The organism is Pseudomonas sp. NBRC 111119, from assembly GCF_001320125.1.
Classification (GTDB): Bacteria; Pseudomonadota; Gammaproteobacteria; order Pseudomonadales; family Pseudomonadaceae; genus Aquipseudomonas; species Aquipseudomonas parafulva.
The window spans coordinates 1-12,898 of sequence record NZ_BCAV01000081.1 but is presented as its reverse complement, the minus strand read 5'-3'; the positions used below and the strand labels follow the sequence as shown (position 1 = coordinate 12,898).

Annotated in this window: 13 protein-coding genes; 8 read left to right on the top strand and 5 right to left on the bottom strand. The window is 53.2% G+C overall.

Annotation, left to right across the window (positions count from 1 at the left end; all coding sequences use genetic code 11):
• The first annotated feature begins 266 nt into the window (after positions 1-266).
• Positions 267-2,000, top strand: coding sequence for a hypothetical protein (locus tag APH25_RS24375; RefSeq protein WP_060483638.1), 1,734 nt, complete (start codon positions 267-269; stop codon positions 1,998-2,000).
• Entirely contained in the window at positions 1,997-3,697 is a 1,701-nt protein-coding gene (locus APH25_RS24370) for a hypothetical protein (protein ID WP_060483637.1), read from the top strand. Before APH25_RS24375 ends, APH25_RS24370 begins: the two co-directional genes overlap by 4 nt.
• A 5-nt stretch (positions 3,698-3,702) precedes the next feature.
• On the opposite strand, the gene APH25_RS24365 is transcribed toward APH25_RS24370, so the two are convergent.
• Both APH25_RS24365 and APH25_RS24360 read right to left on the bottom strand, forming a co-directional pair.
• On the bottom strand, positions 3,703-4,377 hold the full coding sequence (locus tag APH25_RS24365; protein ID WP_082428433.1) for a DUF4209 domain-containing protein: 675 nt from the start codon (positions 4,375-4,377) through the stop codon (positions 3,703-3,705).
• A complete protein-coding gene (locus tag APH25_RS24360; RefSeq protein WP_060483635.1) occupies positions 4,368-5,627 on the bottom strand; it encodes a hypothetical protein in 1,260 nt (419 codons plus the stop codon). Before APH25_RS24360 ends, APH25_RS24365 begins: the two co-directional genes overlap by 10 nt.
• A gap of 768 nt (positions 5,628-6,395) precedes the next feature.
• Between APH25_RS24360 and APH25_RS24355 the strand changes: the two genes are divergently transcribed.
• From APH25_RS24355 to APH25_RS24345, 3 genes are all read left to right on the top strand, one after another.
• Complete coding sequence (locus APH25_RS24355; RefSeq protein ID WP_060483634.1) at positions 6,396-6,797, top strand: helix-turn-helix domain-containing protein; 402 nt, start codon at positions 6,396-6,398, stop codon at positions 6,795-6,797.
• A gap of 74 nt (positions 6,798-6,871) precedes the next feature.
• Positions 6,872-7,429, top strand: coding sequence for a hypothetical protein (locus tag APH25_RS24350; RefSeq protein WP_060483633.1), 558 nt, complete (start codon positions 6,872-6,874; stop codon positions 7,427-7,429).
• Between the two features lie 206 nt (positions 7,430-7,635).
• Positions 7,636-7,875: an aldo/keto reductase gene (locus tag APH25_RS24345; protein ID WP_060483632.1), complete on the top strand. Its 240-nt coding sequence runs from the start codon at positions 7,636-7,638 to the stop codon at positions 7,873-7,875.
• A 642-nt stretch (positions 7,876-8,517) separates the two neighbouring features.
• Here APH25_RS24345 and APH25_RS24335 read toward each other — a convergent pair.
• Positions 8,518-9,339: a ubiquinol-cytochrome C chaperone family protein gene (locus APH25_RS24335; protein ID WP_060483630.1), complete on the bottom strand. Its 822-nt coding sequence runs from the start codon at positions 9,337-9,339 to the stop codon at positions 8,518-8,520.
• A gap of 146 nt (positions 9,340-9,485) precedes the next feature.
• Positions 9,486-9,941: a helix-turn-helix domain-containing protein gene (locus tag APH25_RS24330; RefSeq protein ID WP_256217614.1), complete on the bottom strand. Its 456-nt coding sequence runs from the start codon at positions 9,939-9,941 to the stop codon at positions 9,486-9,488.
• 169 nt (positions 9,942-10,110) lie between these two features.
• On the opposite strand from APH25_RS24330, the gene APH25_RS25590 reads away from it, so the two are divergent.
• Both APH25_RS25590 and APH25_RS24325 read left to right on the top strand, forming a co-directional pair.
• Complete coding sequence (locus APH25_RS25590; protein ID WP_156333273.1) at positions 10,111-10,251, top strand: hypothetical protein; 141 nt, start codon at positions 10,111-10,113, stop codon at positions 10,249-10,251.
• Positions 10,252-10,488, top strand: a complete 237-nt coding sequence (locus APH25_RS24325) for a hypothetical protein (protein ID WP_060483629.1) — start codon at positions 10,252-10,254, stop codon at positions 10,486-10,488. It begins immediately after the preceding gene.
• Between the two features lie 288 nt (positions 10,489-10,776).
• On the opposite strand, the gene APH25_RS24320 is transcribed toward APH25_RS24325, so the two are convergent.
• A complete protein-coding gene (locus tag APH25_RS24320) occupies positions 10,777-11,187 on the bottom strand; it encodes a hypothetical protein (RefSeq protein WP_060483628.1) in 411 nt (136 codons plus the stop codon).
• A gap of 501 nt (positions 11,188-11,688) precedes the next feature.
• On the opposite strand from APH25_RS24320, the gene APH25_RS24315 reads away from it, so the two are divergent.
• Positions 11,689-12,898 (top strand): hypothetical protein (locus tag APH25_RS24315; protein ID WP_060483627.1); only part of this gene is annotated, 1,210 nt, incomplete at its 3' end.

Genomic DNA, 12,898 nt, shown 5'->3' with positions numbered 1-12,898 from the left:
CTAGAGCTGTTAGCAACGACCTTTGTCGCGCTATACCTAACTGTGAATCTTGGGTACAGGCTAAGAATTGGCCAGGTGAAGTCCCGTGAAGATGCTTGAGGCGCGCGTACAGTTTGACTGCAGCCCAGCAATCATCGGTTCAGCCTTCGCCATGGATTGAGTTTTGACAAGCAGCAACGACTGAGCTCCTGTGCGGGACACAAAACCGGGCGTGCTCGCCAACTTTGAATGTATCATCAGTCGCTACGGACAGACGGAGACTCAGCATGGCAGTGCCCTCATATGCCGAAATCATGGAGAAGGTTCAGGAAGGCACGTTGATTGACGCCATCTTCAACAGCTACTGGAATAGCGATTACGGCGAGTATGGGCCGTACACCGATACACTCGCGCAAGTCCACAATGACGGCGCCATCGATTTGGTTGAGGGGGTGTCCGAAGAGTTCTTGAGCCGGTACACCGACATACGAAGAGCCATAGGCAAGATGGTCTATGCGAGTCTTTTGGGGAAGCTGAATATCGATCTGCCCACTTTACTTGATGTCATCGAGCGTCTGTACGAGCCAGTGGCTGACAGTGACGACGTTTCTCAGGTACTTGAAACCTGGTGTCATGATCGTTCAGACCGCGTTGAACAAATCTTCAAGTCCGTGGATGAGATGGACTCGCGCTGCGAGCGCTTCCAAGCGCTGACAGCAGCCATCTCGCAGGGCATGCGGTCGGATGCGCAAACGCATGGGCCAAGAGTCTTCGCTTATCTGTCCAACCCCAATCAGACTCTCAGGGATCAAGCCTTAGTAGGGCTTCGATACGCAAGGTACGATGACGACGAGAAATGGCTAAGCGCGATCAATGCTCTGAGAGCTACTGCCGAAGTAGACAGGTCAGACTCGCTCCGTGCAGCTCTGCTGAAAACTATCTTCTGCTGGCTTGAAAAGGCTCCGAAACCTGCTCATGTTGCTCTTCACGATCTCGCTTTCGAGATCTTGCTCCCTGTGACCCCAGCGGTAACTAAAGAAATAGCCTATACGCTTGCCCACCGCTCCAGCTGCCTCACGCCCCCGCTTTGGCAATCTTTGCTTAACGCGGTGGAAGGGGCCACGCTTCAGCCCTACGATTGCTCAAATTTAGACTTGTTCCTTGGGCGGTTGATTAATGCAGGCGGCGCCAATCATGCCCAAGACTTTCTGCAGAGTTTGTTTCTAAGAGATGACCAATCAGAGCACACGCTTAGCCAGTTCATCATGACGGTAGAGGAGCTGCTCAAGGGCAAACCAGGTGTGCTCAATTCATGGGTCGTAAGATGGCTTAGAACGGGAGATCAGCGACTCTGCACAGAGCTCCATAAAGGATTGCTGCTGGGCCAGGAAGAACCCCACCAGTTCGTCTGTGAAGGTTCTTCGTTTGACCTAAAGCCAGAAGAGTACGGCTTCATCGCGCGTAAAGCGGTGGGTAACTTTTTCGCCTACCCGATACCTCTGGCGACAATCCTTGTGTTGTTGGGCACAGCAGCTCCTTCGACGCAGCGGGCAGAGATCGGTGACCTGCTGTACGATCCTGTGCTGATTAACTATCCAAGCCTTGCCCAAGGTTGTCTAGCTCCTATGGCCAATGGTGATGGTTCGACAGCAGAAATGATCAGCGCTGCGATCATCCGCCTAAATCGCTATATGAATGGCATCGATAAAGCTAAGGGGTTGAAAGAACTCTTGCCTCCAGCACATCACCGGCAGATGGAGTTTGAGCGTTACAGTGATCAAGTTCAGCAGGCTATTGATGAAGGCAAGAAAGGGTCGTTCCTAGCTGATATATTCGTCGAACGGACTCTCCTTTATGGCAATGGACTCGTCAGTCTGAGGCCGGTTGACGGTAATTATAATACTGTCGAGACCAAGGCTACCCCATTCCAACACAATCTCGAAATCGCACGTCAGTATTTTTTTGCGCCCATTTCGCTGCGTAAGCAACTGTTCCTATACAGGATGGAGAGTCACTCGTGAAGCTCGTGTTTAAGCAATATGTCGCTTCGCTGCGCGAGCGTGATGAGCTCGATGTCGTACTGCCTGACCTATTAAGTGAGTTGGGCTACAACGTAATCTCACGCCCTGGTAGAGGAACTGACCAAGCGGGAGTAGACGTCCTTGCAGTTGGCCCTGCTGATGAAAACGGCAAAAAGAAACTGTACGCTTTCACCTTGAAAAAAGGAGACTTGACGCGTGACGGTTGGGATAGAACCAACCAGTCGTTGGTGAGTTCCGTAAGCGACATTGTCTTTGTCTACTTTCGATCCAGAGTGCCGCCCGAATTCAAAGACTTGGAAAAAGTAATTTGCATCTGCTTTGGAGGTGACGTCGATGAACCCATGCGCAGTCGCATGACAGGTCTCATGGCCGAACTTACGGAACGCTATGGCGTAAGCTTTGAGGAGTGGAATGGAGACAAGCTTGCTGACCTGTTAGCTGCAGGAACGCTGCGTGAGCAACTTGTTAGCAAAGATCTACGTGGTTATTTTCAGAAGTCGATCGCGATGCTCGATGAGCCGGAGGTTTCTTACGCAAATTTTGTTCCTCTGCTGAAGGGCCTGTTACTAAATGAGTCAAAGGGTCGAAAAAGTGACCTGAGTTCCCTGAGGCGCACATATATTTGCCTATCAGTTCTCTACGTTTGGGCGCGAGAGGCCAAAAACCTCGAAGCCCCATACAAAGCCAGCGAAGCAACAATTTTGCATGCCTGGGAATTTATAAGAACTAAAACGACAGGTGAAGAGTCAAGAAATCTGCGCAGCACTTTCGACGAGCTCATAAATTTGCACTTCAGAATTTGGGATGAGTACTATGGCGATAAAGTGATACCGATTATAGGTTTCAGGGACGCCGTTTCTGCGGCCGTGAGGCCCGACAGCCCAGTGGATACCAGTCTTAAGCTGTTTGACACGCTTGGGAGGCTCTCTCAACGAGGGCTGTGGATGCTTTGGAAAGCACAGCATGAGACAGACTCAGACTCGAAAAAATTACACCAAGCCAGTGCCAAAGAGCTGGCGGAAAATATCTTCCATCTGATCAACAATAACGACGCGCTTTTCAGCCCATGTGCGGACTCCCAGTCGACTGACATTGCTACAGCATTGCTTTTTCTTTCCCAAATTGAAGGGTTTCGAGAACTGATTGTTGGCTACAGCCAGGAAACCCTAGACCAGTACCAGTTTGCTTTTCGCTGTCATGATCGTTACCCAACTCACGTTTCTCGTTACCGTGATCTGATCTCTCATCCCCAGGAGAAAACGGAAGCTTATCGACAGTGGCACACATCAGGTAGTTCGTTGATCCCTCTGCTCATACTGTGGGCAACCATTGATGGTGCTAGCAACTACACCGAGAACTTCGTAGCCTTCGCAAATGAGTCTTTAAGGCACTGTAACCACCAGCTCTGGTTTGTCAGGCCAGATTCTGAAGAGCACCTGTATAAAAATGATCAGTCGCATGGCGCGGTTTTTACTGAAATCCCCATTACCGCTGACGGTGATCTCGCTATGAAACTGGTGGAGGCCGTATGCCTCGATGGAGAGGCATACTCTACTTTGTCTGTTATCCAGCATGGGTACGATCCCATCCTCGTAATGGCATGCCGGCACTACCGTCTTCCGCTTACCCCTCACGCCTGGATTCCAGCGTTGAAAAAGTTGAGGTCAAGCAGGTAGCAAGATTAGGTAACGTCTGGTTCTGGTTCCTCAGCAGGTGCGCTTTCGCCATTCGAACTGGTCGGGTGAGCATCGCCTGAGGCGTTGTTGCGTTGTGCTGACTGAGCCCAATAAACCATAGCTACCCATTTCAACATGAACCACCAGGCGTAAACCGCATCCGCAGAATAGAAATCATCGTCGTCCATCAGGCCATGAGCGAACGCGTTGCGTAGGTTCGGCCCGAATGCGCTGCAAAACAGGGCTTTCATCTCGAACACGATGTCGGCGCCGAAGACAGCATCGACACCCTCGACGTCCAGAAGCGTGCTCAGGCCATTCTCGTTCTCGATACCCTCCAAGTCAGTGTTGGAGGTTTTCAGTTCCGCGCCTTTCATGTGGAACCGAACGATGTTCTCCAGTTGCGGGATGAGGAAGTGCACTGCCATGCCAAAATCACCCACCATCCCCCAATACAGACCTTTGCCGACCATGAGCGCCCGCTCAGGCGGAACCAGAGCCGACGCCTTGGCAAGCCCAACCAGATCTTGCTCTTTGTAGCAGTGTTCGCGCTGCATAACGCCCAGTGCTGGGATCACGCCGCCTTGCACGGTGAGATTGCGTATGAAGCCGTGGTTTTTGACCATCTCTGCCCAAATGCGCTCCTCGTGATCTTGCGAGGGTTCAGCGCCTAATGACATAGGTTGGTCTTGGCGATCACACGCCCACCCTTGTCGAGGTATGTCGCGCCACTCAGCGCACCGATCAAGCCTACACGCAACGTGTTCAAAGCTGCCTGGCGAGCGCCCTCTTTCTTGGCAAATGGATACAGCGTGGCTAACGCATGGAGTGCTTCAATCGGGGACTTGCCCGAAACCTTTTCCAAGGCGTCATTGACCAGGTCTGATATGTCCGTAGGCGGCGATGAGATCATGCGCATCATCCCCACCGAACGATTGCCCGCATCTGCGATGCGTTGAGGCAAGCGAGTCAGTAGCACGGTCACGCCAAGCTGATTCCTGAATCTCTGCGGTACCATTCTGTAGATCTGCAACGCCTTTTCGAGGTTGTTCAGGGCGATCAACGGCTGCGCGCCCTCTCCATCTCCAAGCACCTCCGCTTCCGCCACCCACGTATTGGCGAGGGCTGCTGTCATACGGGCCGATGAAACAGGGTCTTTAGCAGCACGGTACGCGTCCATGCTCAACTCATAGCAACGCCGAGCCCGTAAAATATCACCGGCGCGCTCTGAGTTCCGGCCAACCTCCTCCAACCTGGACGGCAGATCAGCTGCTTGGCTGTGCACCACGCGATTCTTGAGTACCAAGGCCGCTATTGGCGCCAGCATGGGGGACGGATCTTCGAATTCTTTGTCGAGTGCCTCGAACAATCGATTCGATAGTTGCTCCGCGATGTCCTGGCCGGCTTTCCCGAGCCTTGGCGCCAGCATTAGCGCACGACCCCAGCAATCTTCCCCACCTCGCCACCAGGTATCTTCATTCAAGGGGACTGCCTGATACCCCGCCAAAGCCGCCTGAGCCTGCTTGATATGACGTCGTCCTGGGGTGATCCATAGAACTTCTGCAACGCGCGCCTTCACGAGGCCAGTATTGAGCTCATCCATCGCGGATTCGAGGAAGTCGAACTCGTCTCCCGTTACATCGGTGATGGCCAGTGACCGCTTGCCTTCCAGGATGGCGAAGGGCCTAAAGAGGTCGTTTGGATTAGAGGGGTTGAGCATCATGGAGCAAAGGTCGGACAGGAGCCAGAGTACCCGGGCTTGGGCGAACTCTTGTCTGGCCAGCGTTGTTCTTGCGGCGTCAGCCAGTGCATGCCAAATGTCGTCGTAGCGAGGTGCCACACCGTTCAGCACGGTGGCGAAATCAATGGCATGTAGTGCTTCTAGGGTGAGTGGTGTGGCTTCAGGGTAACGGTAGAAGTCTTGCGACACAGCGAATCCTCATGAGGGGCGATTTAGAGCGCCTTGCGTGCTCATAGCGTATATGAAGATAGAGCTGAACCGCGTGGTCAGACAGAGCAAAGCTATGCGGATTTTTTGAAGGGGCTGATTGAAGATTGCGATTGCACCGAAGCCTACGTGGAGCCCGGTTCACAAGCGTCAGGCTTCATAAGTTTGCATGCTCATACTTCACGCACGGTGAACTGCTGACCGCCTGTGAATTTTTAAAAAATCGGGGTCTTTGTTTGTAGTCAAAGCGTAAGCGCAGCCAAAGGCTGCGAAGAAGGCGATTTCCCCTCAGCCCCTGCGGGGCTATGCAAGTGGAGGCCTGGCAACCGAGGCCAAATCAGGAAACCGTCAGAAGCGAAAGCAAAATGGCAAAACCGAACGGCAAAACCGTCTGTGACCCTGGCAGATCACCTGCGCCAGTACATCACTACTCGCTTTTTTCTTGTCCTCAAATATAGAACTCCGTCTCGCGAAAAAATTTTCAAGGGGCATGCAGGAAAATAGTTTAAATACAGAACAAAGCACTGAAAACCTAGGTGAAACCAGTGGAAAGCTCTGCACTTGCTCTCCACCAGGCACGAGCGTATCGCCTGCTCAGGGGAGAGCCGGGTCTCAGCGTTGAACACCTGTGATCCCTCTGCTTGGTCGGAGGCAAGAGTGGCTGTGGTACGCTCTGATGCTCTACGTCGGGTCTTTCTGCCGCAACTGATGTGCGTGGGCCCTTCCACCTCTCCTTGGCCAGGAGCATTAATGTCGCTCAAAACAGGATTCGCCACTGTACTGAAAGCCATTCGCCTCAGCCGCGGGCTCACGCATAAGAACATGGCGGGTGCTAGCAGCCGTGGCTACATGCTGAAGCTGGAGCATGGGCTTTCAAGCCCAACGGTCGACAAGATGATAGCCATCAGTGAATCGATGGGGGTGAGTCCTCTGACTCTGTTCACATTGACGTTGAGCCTGGATAGCGACCAACCTGTTGATGCCCTCGTGCAGCGGCTCAAAGCTGACGTTGCAGACCTCGAAACCAAGGGCGTGCTCAAGAGCCTTGGCGTCTCGTCGCTTCCAGATGTACGCGCGACAAGTCCTGCTACTTCCCGCCGGCACAAAGTTGCCAGCAGCGCCTCTCAAGCCGAACTGTGCTTCGCTGAGTAGTAGGCGCCACCGCTTTGGAGTTAAAGCCCAAGCTCAATTGAGAGCAAGGTGTCCCTGAGTTCAGGGGGCACGGCTTGGTCATCGACAAGGCGTTTGAGCACGTGATAACTCACGTGAAACCGCAATTGCTGCCGGACGGGGATGTAACTGCTATCCGTGCGTGGCACATTCGCATGAGGCAGGGCTCGCTCAAGTACTGCGAAGGCGATGGCACCCACGTCTTGCTCGTAGATGCGAGTCAAACTGTCCAGGCCAGGTTTCCGGCGGTAGTTGGTCACTGCATCAGTCACTATCGACGTGAGAGCCTCGCGATAAAACGCAGCGGCGCAAACCCACACCTTCGTCTCCTGTTCTACCTTCAATCCCCTGCCCTCATGGCATTCATTCGGCCCGCAATATTCTGCGAAAGCGCGCTTGAGCGCCAGGACGCCAGTGGCACCTCAACCCTATCGGAAACCTTGAACATGCACATTCAACTGGATCTGAACCACAACGATCGCGACGCGCTGCTGCGCCACTGCCGGGAATTTGTTCCTTCGAGCGGAGACGCCCGCGAAGATTCCCGTCTGGCCGATGCCTTGGAAACGCTAGCCGTTGCGCTGGAGCAAGCCCTGCTCATGAAGCATGAGTGACGTCCTCCAACGCTGACTCCGCAAGGGCGATCAGGTGGGGCTACCGTGTGCCTGCCGTCATTGCGCCCCAAGGCCTCAATATCTGGCAAAAACGAATGAATGAGCCAGTATTGAACGACAAGCCCCAATCGTCACGGGTACAAATGTCTTCGCCCAAGCGATTAGCCGGGCGCTAGCGACTCCTGGGATTACAGGAGCATCACCACTTGGATAGAAATACTGTTATCCAGCAAATTGCAGCGAAGCATAATCGTACAGCCGCCCAGGTGATCATTAAGTGGCACTTAGACCAAGGGCTCATAGCGATTCCGAAGTCAGTAACCTCGGCGAGGATTACCGAAAACTTCAAGGTCTTCGATTTTGAACTACCGCCTGATGATGTGCAGTTCATCAATAGATTGAATCAGAACCGGAGGCTTGGCCCCGATCCGGAAACCTTTTCGTAAAGTCTGCTCCTCTCATTTAGGCGCTGGTTTCGGCGCCTTTTTTTCCCATTAAGATGAGAAGGGCTAAATCAAGCTCCAGCGCCAAGCTACTGGCCTCCGCCTAGGCGGGCTGCGCATGGTAGGTGCATTCAAGGCTAAGCGTCCTATCAGATTCATCCTCATGAAAATGAGTTATCGATGTTCAGGCATGCCAACATCCGTACTTTGCCATGCCATCTCGGCCCTTTTTCCAAGAAACCTGAATCATGGTGCATAAGAGACTGAGAGCGTTCGAAGCGTCCCGATCCTACGTGGCTACGAAAACGTCCCGAACCCGCAGGCTCTGCACTTTAACACGACGACAGGTTACTCAGCGCAGCGTCAATCAAATCGACAATTTGCGCGGGGGACTCAAGGAAGTGTAATTCCTCAGGCACTCCGCTATCTGCGAAGCACATGAAACCCCTTCCGCACCTAAAAACAGTGGCTCCAATTCGGATGGGCTCATCCGATTCTGAGACGATATGAGCCCGGAAACGCTCAAGGTCTTCCCGTGTCATTTCAAATGAGTCGACCCTATGCCAGTAGGTCGTTAACTTGATTGTTCCTTGCATGTACTTCCTCTTGTTGGGGGTAGGCACCCCTACCCTAACGAACTAGTAATTAAGCAGCCGCAGCCTTGCCACATTCTGAGCAGAAACGCGCTGAATTCGCGATCGGATGCTGGCACTGACTGCAGGTTTTGACGGTACGTGCCATGATCGCTTTCTGGCGCATGTAGGCCAGCTGAACAACGCATGGAACCGTAACCCTGTAGGCAGGACTGGCAAGGTCAGCGGCTGTCCACAGTGCAGTAATCGCCCACCCGACAGGCCCAATCGCAACACTTATACTCCTCATAAGCTGGCCCGTTGCTACAAACGAAAGCCCTTTGCCGAGAATGGCCTTAGCAATGGCATTCGCCACAATCGCTGCGATCTTGTAGGTGGCAAAGCCTCCAGCTTTCGCGGCGCAAATGGTGGCGATCGCTGCTGCTGGGCCTGCAGTCGAGTAACTTGCGACCCCCAGTTCATCCAAGATCGCTTTGCGTTCCGCATCAGTCATTTGCTCGAATGCACGAGACAGGATTTTTCCGAGAATCTCCTGCTCAATCACGCTGACGGGATCGTCTGCGAAATTGACCTTGAGGTGCTTGGCTACATCTCTGACGATTTCGTCATATGCAACCCCTTCTTTGCGGAACAGGTTGAGCAGCGAGTTGCCACCAAACAGGCGAATCTCTTTTGCGATCAGCTGATGATCGGACTCTGTATAGCGACCTGCATCACGGGCAGCCACGAGACGCTTGCAGACGTCACCATCCAACGCTAGTCGACCTTCCCCGTTGTCGGTGAGGTAATTCACAACAGCACTGATATCCTCGGCATCAGAGACCAATAGAATCGCCTCGATGCTGGAGGTCGACAGGATTTCATCAAGATTCATGGGCTACTCCCCGGTCAATGATCCGTGCACCCATCACAATGCACAGAGGTAAAAGATGTGTGTAGATGCCTTGCTCGAAATCCGGATGCGCCGGCATAGCAGCAGTGGCGAGAATGCCCTGCTGAACCCTCCTTCCCAAGATCGAATCAGAGCGATTTTCGACGCCCACGTACTTGGCCATACGTAGCACCGTGGCAGCCCGGGTCATACATAGGGCGGTTATTTTGCTCATTCCCTAGCGCCTCAATCATTGAGCTTATAGACTCGTTATTCCGCACATGACCGACTTCGAGCAGTGCACGTGCAAGCTGGAGCCAGTCCTCTTCACTCATCAGAAGCAGTGCTGGAGAAATGTTAAGCGCGGACGCCAAGCGGCAGAGTGTCTCAAGGTCAGGGTTGGCGTCGGTGTGCTGCGTCAGATACTTACTGATCGTGGATCGCGCAATGCCTGAGTCTTTGGAGAGGTGCTGCTGCGTCAGTTTCTTGGGCTCGCCATTCTCGGTGATGCCGGAAACCTGCATGGCACGAAGCAGGTTTGCGCTTAGCCCGCGTTGTGTCTTCTTGAGGATTTCGCTTCCTGGTGCGATAGCGTCTGTTGTCATGCGGCCACGTCCTTACTGGTGGCGCAATGATATCGTCCGCTTTTGACCTGTCCAGCACGAATGTCCTCTGACGCGGACAATCCACGGCGTGCACGTACTTTGTAGCGTACGGAGGACGTTGTGAGCTCAGGCACTCATCAGTGCTGGAAAGTGGAACAAAGTGTCTGACATGATCTTCTCGAACTTGCTGCATCCCGGTAGTAAGGTCGTTAAGGAAATCGAAATGACTCATGTAACACTGTCGCTTGACATTGAAAATGCGAACGCTGTTCGCAAGAAGGCTTACAAGTTTTTCGCCGAAGAAGAGTGAGTGAAACTGGATAGCATCGATACTGTTTGGGTGATTGACTACCCAGAATATAATTTCAACTATTCTGAGGATGTACGAAAGATCCATTACAATATCGCAAAAACGCTAAAGCAGTGCACCAAAGATTTGGACATCGAGCGCATTAATTACATGATTCAAGTAGGTGACCGCCAGGCGATTCAACGCCAAGTAACCTACCAGTTTGGGGTTGCGGAAGAGAAGGCTTACGTAAAGTAGGCGAGATGACCGAGGGGCTGCTATCGCAGCCCCTTGATATATCTAGCAGTAATCCAGCTTATCCATGGTTCATACGCAATGAACGCTCTCAATTTTTTGGCGATTATTCCCACTTCCAAAATCCGGGGCACATAGCCCCCTTGCTGAAGGCCATGCTGCGGATCGCCACAATAACCTACGATCACGTTTGGAGCAGTCGTGCGCGAGCCCCGCTTGTTTGAGCCGCTATCAGGCTGAGCGCCAACATGCCTTTAGCGCCTGGTGCGCTTAGCAAGCGTCAACCAGACTTTACTCATATGCTGTCCCAACCTCTTCCAGCATTTTACTGTGCCACTCCAGCAGTACCGCGCCAGCCTCACATGCCACACGCTCATGCCTGGATAGCTGAGCGAGAATCTCAACCGCTACGACCTCTGGCTCATCTGTCGCTTGAAAGGTCAAGTAGCCCACGAGAAGAGCATGAACTTCCTGCTGAAGGTCTTCGTAGAACGCGGAAATCTGGCCACCTGAACAGTACCGAATCAATTTAAGCAATTTGTTTTGTGCAAATACGCTGACGGGATAGCTATCATTGAGGTAGCCGAGGGAGCACAGGGTCAACGCTTCTCTGATGAGCTTTTCGCCCCGTTCAGGCGTGTCATAGGGCCGGGTGAAAAAGCGCTTCACAACCACCTTTGAGCTGTCGTACCTCTGTATCATGAAATTCCTTGGATGACGGAGGGAAAAGACGATTCATATTGAGCCGCAAAACCCTACACTCCACAACCCGAATTCAGGACGCGAAATCGCCGTTCCTCTCCTGCTCACCTTTCATTGAAGCTGTCGGCTACGTCTGCCCACAGAGCGTTACGCTGTGCGGGTACTATCGATAGGCAGACACCAGGGTGCCGACCTCTCGAACAGTCGCGAGAGCAAAGAAGGTCGCCACCCCATTGGCATCCGCTACTCACACCGCAGAAAGTCGAGAGTCTATCAGGCGAAAATGCCATCGGCCTGAGCATCATCTCTCTGCCGTAGGGCTTTCCAGGCAAAACGAACTCCAGAAACTGCGACCGCATAGGGTGGGCTGTCTTGTCGCCCTTTTTGAAACCGCGTAGAGGGGGGAGTCAGTATCCGTGTCCGCTGGACAGCCGTAATGGCACTGGGCTACCGTTCGATCTCACGGACTTTACGGTTCATACCCGTCGTAGGGACACGGACATGATTGACGAGCTTCAAGCCAGCAAATCTTGCTACTTCTACCGCCAAAAAGCACCGATCACAGCAGTCGCGATCACAGGCTTGTTCCGAGCAATCAGAGCAACCCACACGTCCCCCTCGAACAACCTTTTCTCGTTCATTCGAGAGCCACAAGGAGCATCCTTCTGGTCTGCTCTGTCCTTCCAGTTCGACAAGACACCCGCTTTCCTACCTGGCGCAGATGATGTGATCGATCGGGTAACCGGGTATTTGCTGATCGTGGAGCACCGTGATTACGTCGCCATTTTCAAATCCCAGCTCGAAATCCCCGCTGATTTCGCAAAGCGTCACCTGCAGCGTATCAGCGCTCAGGATGTCGATCGCGGGCTCACCAGCGAGGCCTCCGTTTTTGCCAAGGTTCGGCTACGGCATATGACGTTGTCTCGCTTTGCGTTGCGAAGCAAAACGCTCGAAGGCGAGAATTTGCAGAACAATGTGGGCATGGCCTCCTCGGCTCGATTTGCCCCTCTGGGCTATAGCTTTACTGAAGCGGACGAGCACTTCTCTACGACACCGCGAACCGGTCGAATTTCGCTTCGGGCAGATCGTGCTGGATATCTGGGAATGGTTGATTTTGCGTGCAGTATCATCGACCGCCTGCAGCCTCGAGCTGGAGGGCCATCGTCGTCTCCTTTCCTGGAAGCGTTCGCGCGACCACTGGAGTTATCGGATCTGACGGCCAACCCTACGCAATTGGCAGTAGACACCGCCATCCTTGGGCAGGCCATCTTTGATGACAAAATCATCCGCTTGGTGAAGCGGGATGGCGGGGTCTATCGAGAGCTGCCGAAGCTGGAGGTCGACCCGATACTCGCCGAGCTGACTGAGGTGTTGGGGGTCGCTAAAAACGTCAACGGTAAACTGCTGCTGTCAAAACTTGCGACAGGCGTTGAAGTCGGTGAGATCGCTATCAACAAAACACGAATCGCCCTGAAACGCCTCACGCTCCCGTTGCTCGCTGATGTTTACGTAGAAGACACCCAGTTTGCCCTCGGGGCGGACGAAGATCGCGTCCAGCTTAAGCAGTTCATCGACAAACAAGATACGTTCATCATTCTGTTCGACGAACCACGGTTTGCCTACCTGGACGGCAGCCTTTACCAGGACGACTCCTTGATCAACGGAGGCAGTCAGTTCCTTGGTTACCTGTTCGAAAATGCAGAACTCGCGG

What these genes read in the sequence shown, in the direction of transcription:
- APH25_RS24375 (WP_060483638.1), top strand. Translation starts at nt 267, where the DNA reads ATGGCAGTGCCCTCATATGCCGAAATCATGGAGAAGGTTCAGGAAGGC.
- APH25_RS24365 (WP_082428433.1), bottom strand. Translation starts at nt 4,377, where the DNA reads ATGTCATTAGGCGCTGAACCCTCGCAAGATCACGAGGAGCGCATTTGG.
- APH25_RS25590 (WP_156333273.1), top strand. Translation starts at nt 10,111, where the DNA reads ATGATCTTCTCGAACTTGCTGCATCCCGGTAGTAAGGTCGTTAAGGAA.
- APH25_RS24335 (WP_060483630.1), bottom strand. Translation starts at nt 9,339, where the DNA reads ATGAATCTTGATGAAATCCTGTCGACCTCCAGCATCGAGGCGATTCTA.
- APH25_RS24355 (WP_060483634.1), top strand. Translation starts at nt 6,396, where the DNA reads ATGTCGCTCAAAACAGGATTCGCCACTGTACTGAAAGCCATTCGCCTC.
- APH25_RS24320 (WP_060483628.1), bottom strand. Translation starts at nt 11,187, where the DNA reads ATGATACAGAGGTACGACAGCTCAAAGGTGGTTGTGAAGCGCTTTTTC.
- APH25_RS24330 (WP_256217614.1), bottom strand. Translation starts at nt 9,941, where the DNA reads ATGACAACAGACGCTATCGCACCAGGAAGCGAAATCCTCAAGAAGACA.